We start from the raw sequence: 21621 nt of genomic DNA, 5'->3' as shown, positions 1-21621 counted from the left end.
ACTCCTTACTCAGCGTCGATAATGGCGGGATCGGCTTCGATACATTCGCGGGCGCGAAGTGCTGCGCAGACGCCGCGGGTAATGTCCCGGCCCGTGGCATTCCAACGAATGGCGTTGATCATTGGCTCGCATGTCGGGCGCTTGCCGGAGTGTATCTGCAAGCGATTGCAGAGTGCGAGCAGCTCGGCGTGGTGAAGCATGTAAAGTGATGTGGCGGGCAGGGGCTTTTGCAGGCTAGAAGCCAGATCAGGCCAACGGGCATGGCTGTCGTGTCCGTTTGGATGCATAGCGCGGTTCCGTTGCGGATAAATCCATGTGCGGGTCATATGCCGGTATTCGCCGGGCAGATCCTTGAGATAGAAGACGCCTTCACGCTCATAATGCGCTGCTGATGGATTGGTGACGTACTCTTCCGAGAGAAACTTTTCATGCAGAACAGCAATGGCATGGTGCGCAACGCCTTTCATGCCTTTCATCTGGTCGAGCAGGCGATCCAGCTTGTCTTTCGCTGACTTGATCTCGAATGCGATTATTTCTGCACGGTCAACCGCAAGCACGTCGATGCGCGTGCCGCCGAATGATGAATTGATTTCGTGTATGATGCGCGCGTTAGGGCGCTGGATCCGTATATATTCAACAACAGCCTGGCGAACTTCGCCTTCAGCTTCAGAACGATATGCTGGCATCAGGCGGCGAGCTCCGATGCGTGGCGACGGCGGTCTGACAGCGAGAAACCGCGGCCCCAAACCGTGCCGATCTGGATCCCGAACGGCCTTAGCTTTCTCCGCATGTAACAGATATGAACGTCTATGATTTTCTGTTCTGGCGGATTATCGACCCGGTCCCCATAAAGCGAATGCCAGATGAAGTCTTTGTCAGCTACATCGCGCGACATAAGGCACCGGAAAATAGTCGCTTCATTACCAGTCAATCGCCATTCCTGCGGCAGTTCAGCAGGTGGAACCAGCATGTTTTTGAGCTGGACGATTTGTTCTTTCAGGATCTCATTTTCTTCAGTCAGTCGTTCAATCGCGGATGCAGCCACGGTCCTACCTCACATGAATTGGACCGGGCCTCTGACGATCAATCAGTAAATCTGCGGAAGAAAGAGGAGGAACTAAGCAGAAAGGCCCGGATGGTTGCAGGGGGTGGATTCGAACCACCGGCCTTCAGGTTATGAGCCTGACGAGCTACCGGACTGCTCTACCCTGCCATACTCAAGAACTCGGTACTCAGGACGCGCCACCGAATGAACTTTGGGCGGGGGGGCTTGGGGTGGAACACCCGGCAGCGCGTCATTCACACACAACTCGCGTGAACGTCTTATTAAGTATAGTCTATAGACTACACTGTCAATATGGGTGAACCACGTTTCATATAGATTTTTGACAAAAGGCTGAATATATTTCGCGGCGCGGACGAATACGAATAAAACGAGGGAATACAAGGCTTCTCGTTGTCCGAATCCACGCCAGCTGATGCGATGCATCCAAGGGAACTAGCTAAATTGCTAGATGATCCCCTGTGGCGGATACGTAGTCTATACAAGATACTCGATAAGAACGGCAAGTTGGTGCTGTTTGAGCCGAATGAGGTTCAAGACCAGTTCATCAAGGATATCTGGTTCCGCAATGTGGTGCCCAAGGCCCGCCAGCGCGGGTTCAGTACCGTAGTTCAGTTGATGATGCTTGATGCGTGCCTGTTCGTGGACAACACGATTGCGGGGATCATCGCGCAGGATCTCGATACGGCAAAGGCAATCCGCAACAACAAGATCCTGATCGCCTATAACAATCTGCCAGTTGCTGTGCGTCAGATGACGCGCCTCACCACAAAGAACATCAAGGAATTGGCGTGGAGCAATGGCTCCACCATGATTATCGCCACGTCCGCACGCGGTCGCACCCTGCAATGGCTGCACGTTTCCGAATACGGCGAGATCTGCGCGAACAATCCAGAACATGCCGCCGAAATTCGTTCTGGCTCGCTACCAGCCGTCGATCAGCACGGCATTGTCGTTGTGGAGTCGACGGCCAAGGGCAAAGAGGGCGGCTTCTACGATATGGTCATGACGGCCAAGGCTATTGTTGATGCTGGCAAGAAACCGACCACAATGGATTACAAACTGCATTTCGCGTCATGGTGGGATGCAGAGGAATACGAAACAGATCCAACCGACGTTATAATCTCTGAACGCGACCGGCAGTATTTTGAAGATCTAGAGCCGAAGATCGGGCGGAAACTGAACGCGCGTAAGCGCGCTTGGTACGTGAAGAAACGCGATACGGATTTTGCGGGCGACCGCGAAATGATGTGGTCGCAGTTCCCGTCGACACTCGACGAAGCTTTCCAGACTTCAACCGATGGCGTCTATCTGGCTGATCAGCTGGCACTTGCCCGGCGTGAAGATCGAATTGGCAAGTATCCATACGATCCCGCCTATCCGGTTTACACCTTTTGGGACATTGGCACGAATGACGACACGGCTATTTGGTTCCTGCAAGTCATCAGCGGTCAAGACATATGGATTGACTACGAAGAGGCCAGCGGCGAGCCGCCAGCCCACTACGTCAAGAAACTCCGCGAACGCAAATACCTCTACGGTAGGCACTTCCTGCCGCATGATGCTGCGCACAGGCGCATCGGCGCAGAAGCTTTGCGCACTTACGAGGACATGCTCGGGGATCTAGGACTTCCCGATATCGAGATCGTGCCACGCACCAACGACTTGTTGGCGGCGATTACAGAGCTGCGCACCGATTTCGCCACTTACCATTTCGATGAAACCAAGTGTGCAGAGGGCATCAAGCACCTTGAGAACTATCGGAAGGATTGGAACTCCCGGCAGGGCGTTTTCATGTCCACACCACGCAAAAACGGCCACCAGCACGCAGCGGACGCCATTCGACAGAAGGCGCAGTACGCAGACCGCGTGCGCAAGGTCGCAGGATCCAACGGCGGACAATCAAAACCGAACCGCTCTCGTCGCTCAGGGATGGCGGCGTGATGGGCAGCGCACAAGGAAAATGGCTTAATGTCCGTCGCACTTGATCTACGATACCGCGCCTGGACGAAAGTGCATGGCGATCTGACATTCATCGGTTCATGGATGCGCGAGGAAAACTCGCAGTTCACTTCCGTAATGGTCATTGTCCGCACTGGCGAAGAAAACAGCGACCATAATATCCCCTGCATCGTGCCGGTGACTGAGGCGTGGAAATGGTCTGAAGAATTAGGCGATCCGCGCGGAGCTGCTCGCACTATCGCGGGCTTTCTTGAAGCACTGCGCATGCGCTTCAATAAGCGCAATGCAATCCGTCTCACATCATTGATCCACGATCATTTGGGAGATCTTTTGGCGATACCGCCGTTTGCTTCGCTCGGCGTTGAACAAGTCGTTACAGCCGACTTGATCCGTATCGACCATGACACAGGCGAGATCACCGAACAGGAGATCCGCGATTATGTTTGAAAACCTCGACTTCATCGACAATGTGCGAACAAAGCGGAAGAAAGATCCGATAGCGCAAGCCGACACACCGGAAAAGAAGCCAAGGCAGACCGCGAATTTCTTGGATGGGGTTCAAGCCTGCACGCTGCATAAGCAGCTCATGTCCTATTACATTACAGAACAGGACAGGCAGTACCAGAACCGGCGAGAGCAGGCCGAAGACGACGATTTCTACGACAATATTCAATGGGATCCAGCCGACGCGCAGGTGTTGAAGGAACGCGGTCAGCTTCCTTTGGTCTATAACGTACTTTCTGCATCGGTTGATTGGGTGACTGGCACTGAGAAGCGCACCCGCACCGATTTCAAGGTTCTGCCGCGTCGGAAGGATGAGAGCGAGCCAGCGCAGCGCAAGACAGAGCTGTTGAAATATCTTTCGGACACATCGCGCACGCCCTTCCATAAATCCCGAGCATTCGAGGATGCGGTACGTGTTGGCATTGGCTGGCTTGAGGACGGTTTTGACGCTGAAGCGGATGGAGAGCCGATTTTTACGCGGTATGAAGACTGGCGCAATATGCTCTACGATTCAACCGCGATGGAATTGGATCTGAGTGATGCTCGATATGTCTTCCGTCACAAGTGGGTGGATCTCGATATCGCAGAGGCCATGTTCTCAAAGCGCAAGGGCTTGCTGCAACGATCAGCTACAGCTGAACAGGGCTACTACGGCCTTGATGAGCTTTCAGACGAGATTTCCGATCAAAAAGAGATCGAGAACCAACATGCGCATGCAGGCGTAGGGGTTAGCAATCGATCTGAGGTCGGCGGTTATCATCGCAAGCGCGTGCGGATCGTAGAGGCATGGTTCCGTCGTCCGGTTGAAACCATGCGTATGTCAGGTGGAACATTTAGCGGCGAGATCTTCGATCCATTCTCGCAGGCGCACCGCGATCAGCTGGCATATCGTGAAGCGGATCTTGTGAAGTCAGTTATCATGCGCATGCATGTGGCAATCTTCACATCAGCCGGCATGCTTTATCTCGGGCGTTCGCCATACCGTCACAATAAGTATCCGTTCACACCGATTTGGGGTTATCGGCGTGCGAAGGACGGCTTGCCATACGGCATGATCCGTCGACTGAAGGATATTCAGCGCGATGTGAACAAGCGAGCATCAAAGGCACTGCATATCCTTTCGACTAGCAAAACCATCATGGATGATGATGCTATCGATGATCTGGACGCCTTTTTGGAAGAAGTAGCGCGCCCTGATGCTGTCATCATCAAAAAGCGTGGCACCGAGCTGCGCATTGATACAGATCGCGAGCTCTCACAAGGTCACTTGGAGCTCATGTCACGATCTATCGCTATGGTGCAGCAAGCATCTGGCGTGACTGATGAGCTCTTAGGCCGACGCACAAATGCATCGTCTGGCATTGCCATTCAGCGCAGGCAGGATCAGGGCAGCATGTCCACGGCCAAGCTGTTTGACAACAATATCTTTGCGCAGCAAGTGCGTGGCGAAAAGGTTCTTTCCCTTGTCGAACAGTTCATGTCGGAAAAGAAAGCTTTCCGTATCACCAACAAGCGCGGACAGGCTGAATTTATCGAAGTGAACGACGGCCTTCCAGACAATGATATCACCCGCACCAAAGCGGATTATGTCATTGACGAAGAAGAACTACGTAGCACGCAGCGTCAGGCACAGGTTGACCAGCTTATGGAGATGGTCACACGCATGCCGCCACAAATAGGCATGGCGTTCCTTGATCTGATCGTACAGATGACGGATTTGCCTTACGCGGATGAAATTGCGAAGCGTATTCGTTCAATTTCCAAAATGCCGGATCCCGATGCAGATCCTAACGAGATCCCGCCGGAACAGCAGGCGGCTGAGGCGGCGGCACAGAAGCAAGCGCAGATGGCTGAAGCGGTCGCACAGGCCGAAATTCGCACTAAAAATGCGAAGGCTGCACGCGATGAGGCCGCGGCGACGGAAATCCAAGCCAAGATCGTAAACACACGTGTTGACGCGCAGGGCAAGGCGCTGACGGCGGCTGGACAGGCCGTGGCATCGCCTTCAGCGGTCACGATTGCGGACCACATTTTGCATGAGAGCGGATTCGATTCCCGCTCGACTATGGAAGAGACAGAAGCGGCGGCTCTGTTGGAGCAACAGAAAGAGGCTGAAGCGGCAGGGAACCGTGAAGCAATGGAAGGCCAGTTGCTCGGCCACTCACCTGAAGAACTGACAGGAGCCGCCCCAAATGGCAACGGAATTTGAAAAACTCACTGAAGAAGATCTACAGCAGCTCACCGACGAAGAGCGCGAAGGCTATGAGCAGGAGCTTGAAGCTTACACGCAGGGGGCTGGCGACGATGACGCAGGTGACGAAGGTGACGGTGTTGATAATGATACCGGTAATGGCGATGGCGGCGACGGTGATGGTGGCGAAACCGATCTGGATGCACAACTCGCCGCACAGGAAGCCGCAGGCGCACCCGAGCTTGATTTGAACGCTGCTCCAGAAGGTAAGGATGGTGGCGATGCTGGCGACGATGACGCCAGCGGCGATGATGATCTAGCCACCTTCGATCCCTTGCCAGATCTTGGAAGCCAGCGAGAAAAGATCAAGGAACAGCAGGAGCTCAAGCAGGAACTAGCTGAGAAGTTCGATAACGGCGATATCACCGCGCAGGAAAAAGCTGCGCAGGAGCGAAAGATTGATGACGAGATCTATTCGTTACAATCCGATCTCATGCGCCGCGAACACAAGGTAGAGACGGCCAAAGAAGACTGGCAGAGCAAGGTTGTTCCTGACTTCATCGCAGGAAATTCCGTCTACAAGCCGGGCAGCGCGCTTATCAAGATGCTCAATGAGCATGTGAAATCGCTGCAGGTGGGCCAGTATGCATCGAACCCGTTCCATCCGAACGTCCTGAAACTGGCAGATCGCAATTTGCGTGCTGAGTTGGGCGAAGAGATCTTCGGAGAGCCAAAGCCCAAGGATCCTAAACCGGATAAATCGGGGAAGGCCGCGGCCAAGCGGGATATGCCACCCTCATTGCGCAATGTTCCAGCCGCAGCGGCAGAAGATATTGCCGGTGATGGCAGCGAATTTGCGTTCCTCGACCGGTTGGCTGACACGGACATTGAAAAGTTCGAGGAAGCCTTGACGAAGTTGAGCCCGGCGGATCTCGACCGTTACATGAACGCTTAACGGGGTAGAGCCAGTGCTTACACTTACCGTCAAAGTTGGGCAGACCGTGAAGATTGCGGACGATCTTCATATCACGGTTGAGGAAAAGCAGGGCCGACGCGTGCGGCTTGGCTTTGTCACTGAACGTTCGCCAATCAACCTACTCAAAAACCCGCCTGCCGTTGTCGAAACGGCGGGCGAAGACGCCGAACAATAATGGATGCGCGCCGTGGCGGCGGCGCACATTCACTTTATTGCCTTTTCCTGCAATTCCGAGTAACACTATTAGAGATATGCGCATGACGTGCTCTCTCATCCAAAGGAGTACGTCATGGCTGCTACTATTATTCCGTTCGGCGATAAGCGCGCCGTTAAGCGTTGGTCCGGTAATCTCTTCGTCGCCACGCGCCAGAAATCCTACTTTGAACGCAAGTTCGTCGGCACAGACGAAAACTCGGTGATCCAGCGCCTGACCGATCTTGAATCGGCCAAGGGCGACACCATCTCGTTCGATCTTTCCATTCAGCTTCGCCAGGCACCGACCAAGGGCGACAAGCGATTGTCGGGTAACGAAGAAAACCTTCGCTTTGCCAGCGACAAGGTTACGATCGATCAGTTGCGCCACGGTGTGCGCACTGGCGGCGCAATGTCACGTAAGCGTACCGAACACGACATGCGCAGCGTCGGCAAAAATCGCCTTTCTGACTATTGGGCGGCTTATTTCGATGAACTTACCTTCATCTATCTGTCCGGCGAACGTGGCGTGAATCATGAGTTCATTGAAGATATCAACTTCACTGGCACCGCCGAAAACCCACTTCAGGCTCCGGATGATGCTCACTTGCTGTTCGGCGGCGAGGCAACAGGCCATGCCGACCTGAAGGCAACCGACATCATGTCACGCGCGGTCATTGAGCGTGCGACCGTTAAGGCGAGCATGATGCGAACCGAAGATCCGGACGCCGCCAATATGGTGCCTGTCATAATCAACGGTGAGCCGCACTATGTTTGCGTAATGTCGAAGTTCCAAGAACACGACATGCGTAACAAGGATCAAGGCGGTTGGCTCGAGATCCAGAAGGCCGCTGCGACTGCTGAAGGAAAGAACAGCCCGATCTTCAAGGGCGGCTTGGGCATGGTGAACAACGTTGTTCTCCATAGCCACGAGCGTGCAATCCGCCTTGGCGGGAAGGGTGTAGGCGGAAAGGTTGAAGCCGGACGCGCGCTGTTCCTTGGTAGTCAGGCCGGTGTGATTGCATACGGCTCGACCAAGGGGCTCCGCTTCACTTGGAACGAAGAGCTGGTCGACCATGACAACGACGGCGCAATTTCGTCGGGCGTTATTCTCGGCATCAAGAAGACCCGCTTCAACGATACTGATTTCGGTGTGATCTCCATCGACACCGCTGCGAAGGATCCAAACGCCAAAGCGGCCTGATCCTCCCAAGCCGCCGCGCATTAGCGCGGCGGTTCTCCTTTTCCCCGAAATTCCTAGACTGGAGAAGTCGTTATGACCTTGAAAAAGGGTATGATTATCACCGCTGCACTCGCAATCCCGACGGCACTTGCCGCCGGCGCTGTTGTGGCTCTCCGCACCATTGTTGAAATTGATCCGGCACAGCACGAAGTGGGCGACATTATCGAAGTGTCTTGCCTGCCAGCTGATCACCGGCTGCTCGACGCCACGCTGGATATTCCAGCGGAAATTGGCGGTACCGCGGATATTGGCATTCTTACGGGCTCTTTCGATGACAAAGAGGTCGATGTTGCTGCGCCCCGTGTGCTCGATGGGCTGATCTTTGCTGAAGCCGCGCTCGGAGCTGGCATCATGCGCGTGACGCGTCCGCAGGCTCTCTCTTTGCCGGTTCGTGACACGCATCGCGGCATTGGTGTGGAAGTGAAGACGCCGCCCACTGCCAAGGGCTCTTTCGGCATTACGCTTTACTACAGCGCTTAATCAACGCGTGGGGCGGGAAGGTGACGGCATGACGCCGTCGCCTTCCATTTTCTCGAGAAGGAAATCCAATGGCGATCATCGAGTGCATTAACGGACCAACAACGCAGAGCGTTGGCGGATCTGAGTACACTTTCGTGAAGGACGATCACGACCGTTTCACGGCAAAGGTTACAGAGCTGGTTCACCTGCGCATGTTCCTATCGCGACCGGCGGTTTATCGCGAAGTGCCAGAAACTCCACTGCCGAAGAAGTCGCGTAAGGCTGTCCAACCCGGCAAGCAGGAAGAGCCTGAAAATTCCGGCAATGGTGAAACCCAGAACGAAGGCAACACCGACGGCACTGGCAACAGTGAAGAGAACGGCAACGACGGCGCGGGCAACGACGGCTCCGGCACCGATGAAGCCAACAACGGAGCTGCATAATGCTTTCGGCCAGCAAAATCATGAGCCGCGCTCGAATCCTCCTGACAGATGAGGAGTCGACGCGCTGGCCTTTGTCGGAGCTGGCCGAATGGATCAATGAAGCGGTCAAAACGATCCTCATTGCGAAGCCTTCAGCATCTACCGATACGCGCGTTATTCCACTTGAACGCGGTACAAAGCAGCATTGGCCGACAGACGGCGAGCGCACGCCGGTGATGTTCATGAAGGCTATCCGGAACATTCTGCCAGATGGCAGACCGGGCAAAGCTCTGACCCCGGTGGATCTGATTGCTATGAACGCAATAGAGCCAAACTGGCATGATGAACGCAGGCCGCGGAAACAGGCCGACCATTACATTTACGACGAACAGAACCCGGACGAGTTCTTCATCTATCCAGCCAATGACGGCAGCGGAAAGATCGAAATTCTGCTGGCTTGCATCCCGCCCGTTATTACGGCCAAAGGCGATGAATACGAGCTGGATTCGTACCAACAGGACATTGGCTTGCTCGAGACTTACGAAGCGCCGGTGCTGGATTACGTGATCTACCGTGCACAGAGCAAAGATGCGACCGGCGGCAGTGCCGCCTTGGCCTCCAGCCATTACACGCTGTTTGCTCAGGCTATCGGCATCAAAACACAGGTTGAGGCGGATAGCAGCCCGAATGCGCGGAGGACTGCATAATGCGGTTTGTAGAGCTGGATGATCTGGTGAAGCGTGTCCGGACCTTTGCCGCAGCGTGTCCGTTGCCGCTTGCGGAGCGCAACATTATCGAGAAGGCCCGCGCGCTTTGTTCGATCGCTGCTGTATGGCGGGACACGGATGAAGCTACCTTCACCAAGGCGGATCCTTGCGAATATGTGTGCACCATCCAAAGTGCCGCGATTGTTCAGATCGAGAAGGCGCGCTTTGAAGGCCGTGCACTTAAGCCTGTAACTCCTGATTGGCTGGACGCAAACTATCCAGATTGGGACGATCCTAAAGCCCCACAGTCAGACGGACCAGCTTACTACGCGCAATTGCAGCCCAACACGGTGCAAGTTTTTCCGCGTGGCGCAGGCCGTTTGTGGATGCGTTTACAGCTCAAGCCTGCTCTCGAAGCCGATGTGCTGCCAGCTGATCTCGTTGAACATTACGGCGAGCTGCTCGCGCTTGGTGCTGCCGGGCAAGTTCTGATGACGCCGAACCTCGACTTTGCGAACCCACAGCTCGGATCTGCCATGTTGCAAAAGTTTGAAACGGATCTCGCCAAAGCGAAAGTGCAGGCTACGCGAACGCAGGTTGGCGCAAGGCTGCGAACAACTCCCCAACTCTTCTGAGGTGCCCTATGCCCGCCACGACTTACACCGGCAACAAACTGATAGATCTATTAGTCCGCGGCAAGGCCTTCGAGCCGCCCGCGCGTGTCTTCATTGCTCTTCATACAGCCGATGGCGGCTTGACGGGTGCAAACGAAATGACAGCCGCAAAGTGGCCGAGCTATACGCGTCTCGATTTTGCTTTGGGTGAAGCGGTTGATACGGGCTTTGCAGTGGCCGCAGCCAAGAAGTCTAAGAACCTGAAGCAATTGCTTTTCCCGACCATGGACGGCGCTGCATCTGTAAAAATCACGCATTGGTCAATTTGGGACGCTGCCACAGGCGGCAATTGCCTTTGGACCGGCACTCTTACGTACGATAAGACGCTCAACCCAACTGATGAGGTCGTTGTTCACCCTAACGAGCTGGCGCTTGAGGTAGAATGACATGGCCGGTACCGGATTGATATCAGGCGCGGTGATCAACGCCATCGTAATCAACGATGGCGCAGTGATACACACGCTTTCCGGTACCGCCACAAGTCACACCAGCCAGTCAGCAACCGTAGTTCGCCGTGTGCGCGTGGACGGGGCCATAAGCATTGCCTTGGCGGGCGGCGCCAATACTACTCGCAGGACGGCAGCACCAGGCATCGCCAGTATGATTTTCGTTCATGCAGTCAATGCCAGCCAACGCCATAGCCTTCGCACGTCATCGAAACTTTCTGTTTCCGCAACAGGCGCAGCAACAAGACGCGCGGTTATGGGCGCAGCCGGGAAGGTTCGCTTTCACCATACCGTTGCCAGCCATGCGCGCCGTTCAGCCGTTGCAGATGGGCGTATAAGCTTTTCAAAAGCATCAGCTAATGTAAGGCGACGGCAGGTTGCGCAGGGCATTGCGGCAATCCGGCTCTTGCACCTTGTCAATCTCCGCGCGTTTGCTCCGATCCGCGGCGCTGACAAGATGCGGACCAAAGAGTCCGCCACAGCCGTTAGGCGAGTTGGTCTACCGAGCTCGGGACGGATCAACCTTACTGGATATGCCTTTGTTACAGCTCGCCGCACGATCAGCACAGTCAGCGTCATCACCTTTAAGGAACAGGTGAAGGTTCCGCATGTCCGGATGGTTCCGACTGAACAGCTCCGCACGATGGATCTGCTCGCGGATCCGCGTTCGGTGAGGGTGCCGCGGGAGCCATCGGGAATGATCGTCCGCCGCGATCATCGACATATCGAAGTTCCGCAGGATCGGGACAGCATGAACACGCCACGATTTGAGGATCCGACATGAGCCTAGCTGTTCACACGAAAACACCGGGCGATGTGCTGGATTATGACGTTGCCTTCGATGATTGGCTTTTGCCTGAAGACCGCGTCGACTCTTGGGCCGCCGAAATCAGCGAGAGCAGAGCTGTCATCGATAAGGGGGATTACTCAAATCAGAACGTGCGGTTGTGGATTTCGGGCGGGCAGGCCGGTGAGACAGCGCATGTGTCGTTGACCATCACGACGGTGCAAGAGCGCACTAAAACCGTTTGTTTCAAAATTCGCATCAGGGAGTGCCGATAATGCCGGTAAAACTAAGCAATAACGCTGCATCGCTGCTCGCGGGCAACATATCGGCCACCGACACTACTCTTTCGGTGCAGCCCGGCGATGCTGGCAAGTTTCCTACCCTTTTGGCAGAAGAGTGGTTCCCGCTCACACTGGTTGACGGCTCCGGCAATATGGAAATCGTCAGGGTGACGACGCGTAATGGCGCGATCATGACGATCCAGCGAGCACAGGAAGGCACTTCCGCACTGGCATTTGTAGCCGGATCCCGAGTTGATCTGCGCGCCACGGCTGGCGCTCTGAACGAATTGGGCGACCGCACAACGACGGTTAGTGTTGGTGCAGCCGTCGCCGGTGCAAATTCGAAGCAAGCACCGGCTGATGGTGATTTCTTCACAGGTGTCGGCGCTGGCGGATCCACCATGTTCAAAACGACATGGGGTAATATCAAGGCTGCGCTTGCTGCGATTTTCTATAACAAGACCGAAGTAAACAATATCGTTGCGGGTACGATGAACGGTCGCGCTTATCCTCGCAGATCAGACGGTGCCGCCGTTCAGTTTCAATGGTCTGGTCAATCGGGTCAGCCATCTTGGTTGTGGGGCGGGAACGGTGACGGTACAGCTTATCAAGTATGGGACCCGAAAAACTTCAGCGTCAACTATGCAAACAGCACATGGAACGCTGAACGCCTTCAGGGATGGGATATCCCAAGTATCCAGAATGATGCTCAAGCGCGGGCAAACGGCGCCAAGAATGAAGTCTGGTGGCGAGCTCGCGATTATCTTCTAGGCGAAGATTTCCCTGTGGGTACGGTAGCCATGTGTAAAATTCGGAATAGTACCACCTTTACCTATGGACAGAACGTTGGCGGCGTGGACCTCGTTATTTCGAATGCAGGCAGTTTGAATGGCGCGCAGGTGAACTATGGGACTTGGCGAGTTGTTTCATCAAGCGTCGGTGGCTCTACCGCTGGCCTCGTTAAAAGGATCGGCTAAATGAACGTTGTAGATGTACTGGCGCTCAAATGGTTGGACCCTGACCAAACACTCCTTGGCGGATCGGTCAAAACGTCTGACCTCGGCGTGATCCCGATTTGTATTCATGCGAACTATGATACAGAAGCCGGTCGGCAGATATGGGCGGATGCTCATCTCGGCAAATACGGACCGATTTTCGACTATCAGGAACCGGAACCACAACCCGAACCTGTTCCCGACTACATCAGCCGCCGCCAGTTCTTCCAATATCTCGCGGTGCTTGAAATCATCACGCGTCAGGAGGCGTTAGCGGCCCTTCAAAGCGGGACAATCCCCGCTCCGCTGCAAGCAATCATTGATCAGCTTCCAACTGAAAACGATCAGTTCGAAGCGCAAATGTTCATTATCGGCGCGCAGAACTTCAATCGCCTGCACTGGCTCACTGATAAAGTGCGGCAGGCAATGACGTGGACACTAGAACAAAGAGACGACTTCTGGCGAGAAGCCTACAAGCTTTAGATAAAGCGGCCATGCCGTCGCCTTTGACAGCGACTGTTCAAACGGCCACAATGGTTGCGGCGCATGACGTGCCTCTTTCTTATTAGAGGACAGTTATGCCCGCAATTAAGCTGGTCGGTTTCAGAGGTGAACAGCCGCGCATTATCCCGCGGTTGTTGGGTGATGCCGCCGCTCAATCAGCTATCAATGTGCGCTTGGATGATGGTGGCCTGACGCCTCGTAATATGTCGGTGCAGGTCGCGCGTGCGGAATCAGCACAGCACAAGACAATTTTCAAACATCAGGATCGCTGGCTTTCGTGGGATAAGGTGGTCAATTGCGCCAGCGGTGCGGTTGCTACTGAACGCTTATACTACACCGGCGACGGCGCTCCTAAAATGCGCATCGGTGATACCGTCTATCCGTTGTCCATTCCGCGTCCACAAACCGCGCTGACCGCAACAATCGCGGGTACAGGGACAGGCGACACACAAGCCCGGCTTTACTCTTATACGTATGTCACGGATCTCGGTGAGGAAACAGAGCCGTCACCAGCATCAAATCTGATCGATTGGAAGCCTGGTCAAACTGTCACTTTGTCGGGCTTTGTTGAACCGCCCGCAGGCCGACGCATATCAACACAGCGGATCTATCGCTCGCAAACGAGTGCGTCCGGCACTTTCTTTTACTTCTTGGCGGAACGCAGCGCATCTGCAAATGATTTTGCCGATAGCATTGGCGTAGATGATTTTGGCGAAGCTCTTCCTTCAGGAGCTTGGAACACGCCACCGGATGAGCTTACCGGCCTGATTTCGATGCCAAATGGCATGATGGCCGCGTTCGTGGGGCAGTCACTTTATTTCTGTGAGCCCTACCGTCCGCACGCTTGGCCGGAAAAGTATGTATTGCGCACCGATTCCGCCATTATTGGTCTTGGCGCTATCGGTACTTCACTTATCGTCATGACGAAGGCGCAGCCCTATCTTGCGGCGGGCAGCACACCAGACTCGATGCAGATGGTGAAAATAGAGGCGAATTTCCCCTGCATTAACTCCCGCGGCATCGTGGATATGGGCTTCGCAATTGCTTATCCATCGAACGAAGGCCTTATCGCGGTGACAGCGGACGGACAGGCGCGCAACGTCACAGAGCGTCTAATGAGCCGTGACGATTGGCTTGATATTGGGCCTTCGACCTTCATTGGAGGGCAGATCAGCGGGCAGTACATCGCCTTCTATGATCTGAAAGACGTGAAGGGCAATCCGAAGTCGGGCGCGGTATTTTTCCAGCTTGGCGATACGCCAGATCTAGTACGGTCTGACGCCATTGCATCGACGACTTTCTTTGAAGTGGAAAGCAGCTCGCTATTCTATATGGCGAAAGGCGACGCCAATATTTATCGCTTCGATTCCCCGGAAGGCGCGCGGCAGGAGTATTACTGGCGGTCGAAAGACTTCCACATGCCTTTCCCCATGAGCTACGGCGTGATCCAGATCGACACTGACGCGATGTATTCCCCGCGTGCAGAGGAAAACTATAAGCGGACGGTTGCTGAAGTAACAGCGCGCAACAATGTGAAAATTGCACAAGGTATCCCTATCTTGGGTGCGCGGCTTGGCGGCATGGGGAAAGCAGCGGTTGCGCTGGCCAAGGCTTCATCTGACGTGTTGGTAAAAGGCCGAGGCCGCGCTGAACGCTCTTCTGCGCTCAATGAAAGCGAACGCAATGCGCTGGCTGCTTTCTATGACAGTGGATTGATCGATCGCACACAGTCGCATGATCTTGCGGGCGTTGGTGAAACCGGTGTTGAATACTCACCTGTATGGGCAAATGTCATGGAGAAGATCTCATGGGCATTCCACAATGCCGAGGTTTTCAACCGCGAAGTGACCGCACTGGCAGCGTTCCGTATGGCGAAAGAACGCGGCATGCGCGACGATCAGGCTATTGATATGGCGCATTCTCTGACTTGGAAAACCCACTTCGATTATTCCAACTCGAGCCGCCCTACAATTATGCAGGGGGATACAGCCAAGCTCCTGTTTGTGTTCCGGTCGCACAACGTCAATATGATATATCGCGTTGTTCGTGATGTTCAGCAAGCGTTCAAGGGCGACACGGCACAGGCAAAATCTGAGGCACGCGCGCAGCTTGCAGGCGTGTTCGGCATGATGTCGCTCATGGGCGGCGTTACTGGCGTGTTCGGATATAACCTCGCTATGACCTTGCTAGGGGCTGTGTTCGGGGACGATGACGATCCATTCACATTTGAAGAAAAATTCAAGAAAAGCATGGTCGACGTGCTTGGTCCAAATCTTGGTGGCGCAGTGTTGAACGGTGCAATTGGACACTATGCCGGGATCAACCTAACCAGCCGTATCGGCATGGCTGATATTTGGTTCCGCTCCCCTACCCGTGAGCTCAAAGGCAAGGATGAATATAACAACTTCATTCTGGATAGCCTTGGCGCGACTGTCAGCATGGGCCGTGACTGGTATGCGGGTGCACAAAATCTTATGGAAGGTAAATACTACCGCGGCATAGAAACCATGTCGCCTAAAGTGTTGAAAGACGCGTTGAAGGCTTATCGATATATGTCCGAAGGTGTGGTCAGTGGACGCGGCGATGAAGTGCTGCCAGCCGATGCCATTTCTTCATGGGACGTAATCGCCCAGGCTATGGGGTTCTCTCCTGCAAAGGTTGCCGAAACGTGGGATCGCAATTCTTCGCTCAAGAACGCAGAGCAGCGCATCAAGGAACGCAGGCAAGAGCTGATCAATCGGTTTTCGTTGGCTGTTAATGCTGGTGACGCGGATGCAAAGGCGGAAGTGATTAAACAGATCCAGCACTTCAACAGCGTGCCGATCAACAAGCCGATGGCGATTACTGGCAAAACGTTGCATCAGTCGCAAAAAGCCAAAGCGAAGAACCGCAAAAAGAGAGAAGACGGCGTGCTAATCCAAAACAAACGGCTCGGTAAAGAGTTGCGCTTAGGCTTACCGGATCTCATGTATCGCTAATGACATAGCCCCTGCCCTAACCCATTGGGCGGGGGCGATTTTTGTTTGCACTGATTCGCTTTTATGGTAACTGTTGCGAACGACGGCGCATGACGTGCTCCTTTCCACCAAGGGCACAGTTATGAATGCAACGTCTACCTTCCGGATGTGTCACGATATTACGGAAACGTGGGAAGGGGGATGGTCAAACCATCCCTCTGACCCCGGTGGCAAAACCATGTATGGTGTCACCGAGGCCGTTTACCACGCGTGGCTCAAGTCGCAGAACAAGGCTGTGAAGCCGGTTCGCAATATCACAATCACTGAAGCGCGCGAGATCTACTTCAAAGAATACTGGCTTAAGGCCGGTTGTTCGACGCTGGCGATGGGTGTCAACTTGGCAGTCTATGACGCGTCGGTAAACTCGGGCGTGTCGCGTGGCCGGAAATGGCTGCTGGCGTCAATTGGTGGGCGCGACCACGAAACAGTGAAGAAGATCTGCGCCGCTCGCCTAAGCTTCATGCAGTCTCTCAAGATCTGGAAAACCTTTGGCAAGGGTTGGGCCCGTCGCGTGGCAGATATAGAGGCCAAGGGCGTTGCATGGGCGCTGGCTGCTGAAAAGGTCGCCCCAAAAGCTGTTAAGCTCGAGCTCGAGCAGGAATCCAACAAAGCAGAGACGAAAGTCACTGAGGCGGTTAAAGGCGCGGCGACAAAGGGCGGCGGTGGGCTTACCGGCGGCACTGGCGGCTATCTGCTTTCACCAGAGCAAGCGGATCTCGCTTTCAATCTGTTTATCGGCGGTGTTGCCGTCGCCGGTGTGATCGCCCTCGCCTATTACCTTTCGCGTGCCGTGATCCAATCCCGCCGCGCAGAAGCATACGCAGCTGAAGCGGAAAGGATCTGATATGAGCGCGTTGGTAACTTCACTCATCGTTGATGCGGCCGCCAAGCTTGGCGCGCCTATTATTCGTGACGTGCTCAGTCAGAAATTCGGCAAGACTGGCTCAGTTGTCGCGGACGCGGTCATTGGTGTGATTGCAGACAAGGCGGGCGTAGAGCCCGCCGCCCTGCCCTCTTGCTCACCTGATAAGCTGGACTGTGCGATCATGGAAGCCGAGCTGGACGTGCCAGCGATTATTGCCGCCAGCGTCAAACAGCAATCCGAAGCAAACCGCCTAATGCTGGCTGAAATGGATAAAGGCTCGACATGGACGTGGGCATGGCGTCCTGCTTTCATGTGGGCAATCCTCGCCTTTTGGGCATGGGCGCTCCTGTTGGTTCCATTGCTGAACGCAGCAACCGGCCTGACGATCACATTTCCATTCATGGATCAGCTGCTGACAATCTCGCTTGCTTATCTCGGTCTTTACATGGGCGGACATACCGCCAAGGAATTTGCCAAAGGCCGTAAAAATGCAGGACTGGACTGAATTCTTCCGGCAATTTCCGCCTACTAAGTGGGTGGTTATTATCGGCTTTGCCATGTTGGGCGCGATCATGCAGCGCGATATGACGATTACGTCCCGAGTGATCGTGTTTTTCGGCAGCATCATCGTGGCCGCATTTCTGGCAGAACCTATCCGTTACGGCCTAAACCTCGATCCAAATTGGAGTGACGCGGTTTCGGCCTGCCTTGCCCTCACCGGGCACAATCTCGCTTCCTACGCGCTCAAGGCGTCGAAGGATCCCGTAACCACACTTCGCGATATTCTTGACGTTTGGAGAGGTAAGAAATGAGTAAGGCACAATATGCAGCTTCGGCCATGTTCTTCGCACTGGTCGCATTGATCGTCCTGGCGCTATATGGCGATGCGCAGATCCGCGCACTCGTCGTCTATAGCGCGGTTCTCATCGCCTGGTCGCAATTCGCAGGTCAGACGCAAACCAAGCTGGCAAATAACGCTTCAATAGTTGCGGTCTATCTTGCATTTCTCTTGACCCTAATTGCGGCCACGCGGCTTCTTTTAGGAGTGCCGTGAGCCCTCATCTACATTCGATAGATCAAATCTATAGGTGGCCGCTGCGCCACCTTTTTTTATGAAAGCCATTGAAAATTATGAGTGTTTTTCCAATCACTAGAAAGTCACTAGGCAAAACATAGTCCATTTGCAGGCGGCAAATAGGGAAAAAATAGTCACTATGTATTGTATAGGTTGCCGCGGTGTGTTGGCAACAAATTGACATGATAGCCAGCAGCTAGGGGAATTATCGTTGCTTTGTAGCGTCTATAAAGGCGCGATATTGTCACTTCTTATGCACTATGATTTGGCGAGCTATTGCCTACCTGCTTACATCATTGCCGCGGCATAGCGCCAATGATGCCGCATTATGTTCACCAGATATTAACCTCATAGTTCCAATGTCGTCACATCGTGACCTCTAGGAGCTAACTACTATGCCGGTAATCGTGACGTGCTCGACAAAAGGCGGCGTTGGAAAGTCCACGACTGCATTGCTAATGGCGCAGGTGCTTGCCGCCGCAGGATCTCGCGTTACCGTCGTTGATGCTGATCCAAACCAGCCTATTGCCCGTTGGGCCAGCCGCACCGAGAAGATGCCGGAAAACCTTCGCGTTATCCCGAAAGTCAACGAGCAAAATGTGCTCGACGTGATAGACGAGACGGCAGCACAAGATCCGTTTGTCATCGTGGATCTCGAAGGCTCTGCAAATCTGACGACAACCTATGCAATCAGCCGCGCGGATCTCGTCATCATTCCCATGAAGGGTAAGCAGCTCGACGCAGACGAAGCCGCAAAGATCGTGTCTCTGTTGGAGCGCGAAGGCAAAGCTTTTAGGAGGCAGATACCTTACCGCGTGATGTTCTCAATGACGACTGCGCTGCGCAGCAAGGAAATGAGGCACATCGAGAAGATGTTACGCGAGAGCGGAATCCCCATGCTTGGAACTGCAATGGCCGAACGCGCGGCGTTCAGCGCTATTTTTCAGCTCGGCGGCTCTATCTACGACTTAACTGCCGATGATGTGGCGAACCCTCACACTGCCATTGTCAACGCAGAAGCTGTTACAGACGATATTGTTGAACAGCTGAGATCTACAATCGTCTCGCAGTTGGGAGCTGAAAAGAAGGTCAAAGCAGCATGAGCCGCGAAAGAGCCTCCCTTAATCTTGATCTGGAAGCGTTTAAGCCACGCGCGCCCACCAATGTCGTTCCTACCGAAGAGCTAGAACGTATGGCAGAGGAGGCGGGCTTTTCTACACGGCACGCGCCACAGCCAATACTGCCAAAGACCGAGATAGCCGTCACCAAACCGAAGAAACTCAAGATGATCGATGGTCGCCGCCGTCGAAAATCTACGAAAACGGCGCAACTGAATATTGCAGTTGCGCCGGAAGATAAAAACAGATTTTGGGAATTGGCCGACAAGCTGGATCTGATCGCAGGCGGCGATGTCATGGCATACTTGCTGGATCTTGCCGAAGGTGCAGGGCAGGGGGAGTAACCCCCCTGTCAGACGTTGCCTTCTTTTTTCAGGACTTCTGCAGCGTTAAACGCGCCGCGTGCGCCCGCATCGCCTTTCCGGAACATAATAACCGTCACACCCACGTTGGCCGTCGGTGCATAAACTGGCGTGGCAGATCCAAAGCCGCTATAGTTGCCGTATACCGAATTGCCATAACGGCGCGCTGACACGGTTCCGTTATCCCAAGAGTTGACACTTACGAGCTGGCGTCCCTGCGATGTGCTGGCCTGCTCTAGTCGGAAATGAGTGTAACCACGGCTCAAAGTCGATTGCGCCGCTTTCTTCATCGTAATTTTGCCAGCGGATCCGGCGAACAACGCGCCTGAAGCCTGCGTGTCGAGCCGAACCATGTTAGGCGCGAGTGGCATTTCGTTGGTGGTTGCACAGGCAGAAAGTGCCGCAGCGCATGCGGCGAGAAGAATCAAACGCTTCATGGAAGCCCCCCTTTAACTATTAACGATGTAACAGCGACGGCTGATGTTTTCAATTCGGGACATTTTGTGCGTTGGACTATTTTCCATCCTGACAACTCGCGAAAAGTTTACTAAGCAGATGATTGGTCGCAGACGCGGCGACCGGGGCTGGAAACCCCGACTGTGTAGGTAATTTGCATGCCAACCTGAATGGCATCGACTCCTTGACCTATGGTCGGGGATCCTGATGCTATGCAACAGGTTCACCGAACTAAAGGCTCAGGACCGAACACAGTCGGTTTTCCAATCCCCGATCACCAGATCAATGAGAGTTTGTAACGGTGGCGACCGTCGGACTTGCATCAGCCAAGGCAAAAACGATGCCGATGCAGTAAAGCTCATCTTCCTCATAGATCGAGAACGTCTCATGTGGGATATCAGTGTCATAAGACCAGCTGGTATTTAGGTTCTCATCACACCATACCGCTTTAATTTTTGCGGCTTTATCTTTCTCAAGCGCGAAATGTGGGCAGTGCTCATCTTCGCATTTGTTTTGCAGCAAGCCCGCTGGCGTCACGTAAAAGGTCGTGCCTTCGTAAGCGCCAATCTCATCATATATCGCGCCACGTAACTCAACCAGATCGTCGCTCGCACCAAAAACGGCAACCAGTCCCGCGTCCTTCATTTTTGCGAACAGCTCGGGAGAGCCTTCCTTTGTGTATTCCGCACCATTCAGTGCGTCGACGGCTTCTTGTGGCGTCATGGCCGAAATTCCCTATAGTTTGAGTGTGAATTGGCAGGTGGGTTCTCAATGTAAGAACGAAATTCGTGAGCTATGTGCTCCGCGAGCTGCACGTAATCTCGCTCATACATGCGTCTCAATTCTCTTTGAGGGAGCCCATAGCAGAGATGCAGAAATGTATTTCCGTTCTTATCGACCTGCTGGAACCTAACTAGGTGTTGAAGATCGTAACGGAGTTCTTCGATCTCAATCAAATTGCGCAAGGTTGTTACGCGGTCATGCAAAGCTACTAAATCAATCGGAGATGGCGTCTCTGGAACCACAGGGCTTAGACGCACTTTAAAGAACGCGTCGAACACCTTGCCATGTTTGATACGTCCAGTTTCTATCAGAAATGCCGAGTAATCCCCGAGCATCTCCCGAACATCGTTATCCCAAGCGACTATCAGGGAGATAGTATCTCCCAACTCCCTTACGACCTGCAGTATTTTTTTCCGGTGAACATCGTCCTTCGCTCTTAATGTGCTCTCGAGCACTTCGATCTGCTCACGATGCTTCCGGCGCTGATTGCGCCCATATCTCTTAGCCATGTCATTTCCTGAAGGGTAGGCGAGGGGCTA

At 54.1% G+C, this 21621-nt stretch carries 27 protein-coding genes and 1 tRNA gene; 22 read left to right on the top strand and 6 right to left on the bottom strand.

From position 1 onward, the window contains the following. Positions 1 to 5 precede the first annotated feature (5 nt). The 3 genes from OIV19_RS21610 to OIV19_RS21600 all read right to left on the bottom strand — a co-directional run bounded on the left by OIV19_RS21610 (position 6) and on the right by OIV19_RS21600 (position 1214). Positions 6 to 686 carry an NERD domain-containing protein gene (locus tag OIV19_RS21610; protein WP_264233771.1) on the bottom strand — a complete coding sequence of 227 codons (681 nt, stop codon included), beginning with the start codon at positions 684 to 686 and terminating at the stop codon, positions 6 to 8. Continuing rightward, complete coding sequence (locus OIV19_RS21605) at positions 686 to 1045, bottom strand: helix-turn-helix domain-containing protein (protein WP_264233769.1); 360 nt, start codon at positions 1043 to 1045, stop codon at positions 686 to 688. The genes OIV19_RS21610 and OIV19_RS21605 overlap by 1 nt, the downstream gene beginning before the upstream one ends. A 91-nt stretch (positions 1046 to 1136) precedes the next feature. Then, positions 1137 to 1214, bottom strand: a tRNA-Met gene (locus OIV19_RS21600). Between the two features lie 293 nt (positions 1215 to 1507). On the opposite strand from OIV19_RS21600, the gene OIV19_RS21595 reads away from it, so the two are divergent. The 22 genes from OIV19_RS21595 to OIV19_RS21490 all read left to right on the top strand — a co-directional run bounded on the left by OIV19_RS21595 (position 1508) and on the right by OIV19_RS21490 (position 19825). Continuing rightward, positions 1508 to 3007 carry a terminase large subunit gene (locus tag OIV19_RS21595; RefSeq protein ID WP_264233768.1) on the top strand — a complete coding sequence of 500 codons (1500 nt, stop codon included), beginning with the start codon at positions 1508 to 1510 and terminating at the stop codon, positions 3005 to 3007. A gap of 27 nt (positions 3008 to 3034) precedes the next feature. After that, positions 3035 to 3472, top strand: coding sequence for a hypothetical protein (locus tag OIV19_RS21590; protein ID WP_264233766.1), 438 nt, complete (start codon positions 3035 to 3037; stop codon positions 3470 to 3472). Then, positions 3465 to 5738, top strand: a complete 2274-nt coding sequence (locus OIV19_RS21585; RefSeq protein ID WP_264233764.1) for a portal protein — start codon at positions 3465 to 3467, stop codon at positions 5736 to 5738. The genes OIV19_RS21590 and OIV19_RS21585 overlap by 8 nt, the downstream gene beginning before the upstream one ends. Further along, positions 5722 to 6675: a hypothetical protein gene (locus OIV19_RS21580; RefSeq protein ID WP_264233762.1), complete on the top strand. Its 954-nt coding sequence runs from the start codon at positions 5722 to 5724 to the stop codon at positions 6673 to 6675. Before OIV19_RS21585 ends, OIV19_RS21580 begins: the two co-directional genes overlap by 17 nt. A 13-nt stretch (positions 6676 to 6688) precedes the next feature. Further along, a complete protein-coding gene (locus OIV19_RS21575; protein ID WP_264233761.1) occupies positions 6689 to 6871 on the top strand; it encodes a carbon storage regulator in 183 nt (60 codons plus the stop codon). 114 nt (positions 6872 to 6985) lie between these two features. Further along, complete coding sequence (locus OIV19_RS21570) at positions 6986 to 8092, top strand: N4-gp56 family major capsid protein (protein WP_264233759.1); 1107 nt, start codon at positions 6986 to 6988, stop codon at positions 8090 to 8092. A 72-nt stretch (positions 8093 to 8164) separates the two neighbouring features. Next, positions 8165 to 8611 (top strand): hypothetical protein, encoded by a 447-nt coding sequence (locus tag OIV19_RS21565; protein WP_264233757.1) that lies wholly within the window; start codon positions 8165 to 8167, stop codon positions 8609 to 8611. A 68-nt stretch (positions 8612 to 8679) separates the two neighbouring features. Next, complete coding sequence (locus OIV19_RS21560) at positions 8680 to 9033, top strand: hypothetical protein (protein WP_264233755.1); 354 nt, start codon at positions 8680 to 8682, stop codon at positions 9031 to 9033. Further along, positions 9033 to 9719 carry a phage adaptor protein gene (locus OIV19_RS21555; RefSeq protein ID WP_264233754.1) on the top strand — a complete coding sequence of 229 codons (687 nt, stop codon included), beginning with the start codon at positions 9033 to 9035 and terminating at the stop codon, positions 9717 to 9719. Before OIV19_RS21560 ends, OIV19_RS21555 begins: the two co-directional genes overlap by 1 nt. Beyond that, positions 9719 to 10354: a phage adaptor protein gene (locus OIV19_RS21550; RefSeq protein ID WP_264233752.1), complete on the top strand. Its 636-nt coding sequence runs from the start codon at positions 9719 to 9721 to the stop codon at positions 10352 to 10354. Before OIV19_RS21555 ends, OIV19_RS21550 begins: the two co-directional genes overlap by 1 nt. An 8-nt stretch (positions 10355 to 10362) precedes the next feature. Further along, a complete protein-coding gene (locus OIV19_RS21545) occupies positions 10363 to 10779 on the top strand; it encodes a phage tail fiber protein (protein WP_264233749.1) in 417 nt (138 codons plus the stop codon). A 1-nt stretch (position 10780) separates the two neighbouring features. Next, on the top strand, positions 10781 to 11623 hold the full coding sequence (locus OIV19_RS21540; protein ID WP_264233747.1) for a hypothetical protein: 843 nt from the start codon (positions 10781 to 10783) through the stop codon (positions 11621 to 11623). After that, positions 11620 to 11901 carry a phage fiber-tail adaptor protein gene (locus tag OIV19_RS21535; RefSeq protein WP_264233745.1) on the top strand — a complete coding sequence of 94 codons (282 nt, stop codon included), beginning with the start codon at positions 11620 to 11622 and terminating at the stop codon, positions 11899 to 11901. The genes OIV19_RS21540 and OIV19_RS21535 overlap by 4 nt, the downstream gene beginning before the upstream one ends. Then, positions 11901 to 12884 (top strand): hypothetical protein, encoded by a 984-nt coding sequence (locus OIV19_RS21530; RefSeq protein WP_264233743.1) that lies wholly within the window; start codon positions 11901 to 11903, stop codon positions 12882 to 12884. Before OIV19_RS21535 ends, OIV19_RS21530 begins: the two co-directional genes overlap by 1 nt. Beyond that, on the top strand, positions 12885 to 13385 hold the full coding sequence (locus OIV19_RS21525) for a hypothetical protein (protein ID WP_264233741.1): 501 nt from the start codon (positions 12885 to 12887) through the stop codon (positions 13383 to 13385). Between the two features lie 95 nt (positions 13386 to 13480). Beyond that, positions 13481 to 16384: a PLxRFG domain-containing protein gene (locus OIV19_RS21520; protein WP_264233739.1), complete on the top strand. Its 2904-nt coding sequence runs from the start codon at positions 13481 to 13483 to the stop codon at positions 16382 to 16384. Between the two features lie 121 nt (positions 16385 to 16505). Beyond that, complete coding sequence (locus OIV19_RS21515; RefSeq protein WP_264233737.1) at positions 16506 to 17267, top strand: glycosyl hydrolase 108 family protein; 762 nt, start codon at positions 16506 to 16508, stop codon at positions 17265 to 17267. Between the two features lies 1 nt (position 17268). Continuing rightward, on the top strand, positions 17269 to 17793 hold the full coding sequence (locus OIV19_RS21510) for a 3TM-type holin (RefSeq protein ID WP_264233735.1): 525 nt from the start codon (positions 17269 to 17271) through the stop codon (positions 17791 to 17793). Next, a complete protein-coding gene (locus OIV19_RS21505; RefSeq protein WP_264233733.1) occupies positions 17777 to 18100 on the top strand; it encodes a hypothetical protein in 324 nt (107 codons plus the stop codon). The genes OIV19_RS21510 and OIV19_RS21505 overlap by 17 nt, the downstream gene beginning before the upstream one ends. Further along, the gene (locus tag OIV19_RS21500; RefSeq protein ID WP_264233732.1) at positions 18097 to 18342 is read left to right on the top strand and encodes a hypothetical protein; all 246 of its coding nucleotides are present in this window, start codon (positions 18097 to 18099) and stop codon (positions 18340 to 18342) included. The genes OIV19_RS21505 and OIV19_RS21500 overlap by 4 nt, the downstream gene beginning before the upstream one ends. 416 nt (positions 18343 to 18758) lie before the next feature. Further along, positions 18759 to 19466, top strand: coding sequence for a ParA family protein (locus tag OIV19_RS21495; protein WP_264233730.1), 708 nt, complete (start codon positions 18759 to 18761; stop codon positions 19464 to 19466). After that, a complete protein-coding gene (locus tag OIV19_RS21490) occupies positions 19463 to 19825 on the top strand; it encodes a hypothetical protein (protein WP_264233728.1) in 363 nt (120 codons plus the stop codon). Before OIV19_RS21495 ends, OIV19_RS21490 begins: the two co-directional genes overlap by 4 nt. Before the next feature lie 8 nt (positions 19826 to 19833). Here OIV19_RS21490 and OIV19_RS21485 read toward each other — a convergent pair whose 3' ends face one another. The 3 genes from OIV19_RS21485 to OIV19_RS21475 all read right to left on the bottom strand — a co-directional run bounded on the left by OIV19_RS21485 (position 19834) and on the right by OIV19_RS21475 (position 21591). Then, positions 19834 to 20280, bottom strand: coding sequence for a hypothetical protein (locus tag OIV19_RS21485; RefSeq protein WP_264233726.1), 447 nt, complete (start codon positions 20278 to 20280; stop codon positions 19834 to 19836). 301 nt (positions 20281 to 20581) lie between these two features. Next, positions 20582 to 21022: a hypothetical protein gene (locus tag OIV19_RS21480; protein WP_264233724.1), complete on the bottom strand. Its 441-nt coding sequence runs from the start codon at positions 21020 to 21022 to the stop codon at positions 20582 to 20584. Continuing rightward, on the bottom strand, positions 21019 to 21591 hold the full coding sequence (locus OIV19_RS21475; RefSeq protein WP_264233722.1) for a hypothetical protein: 573 nt from the start codon (positions 21589 to 21591) through the stop codon (positions 21019 to 21021). Before OIV19_RS21475 ends, OIV19_RS21480 begins: the two co-directional genes overlap by 4 nt. Between the last annotated feature and the right edge of the window lie 30 nt (positions 21592 to 21621).

Source organism: Brucella sp. HL-2, assembly GCF_025846885.2.
Taxonomy (GTDB): domain Bacteria; phylum Pseudomonadota; class Alphaproteobacteria; order Rhizobiales; family Rhizobiaceae; genus Brucella; species Brucella quorumnocens.
This window is presented reverse-complemented; position numbering and strand designations above follow the sequence as displayed.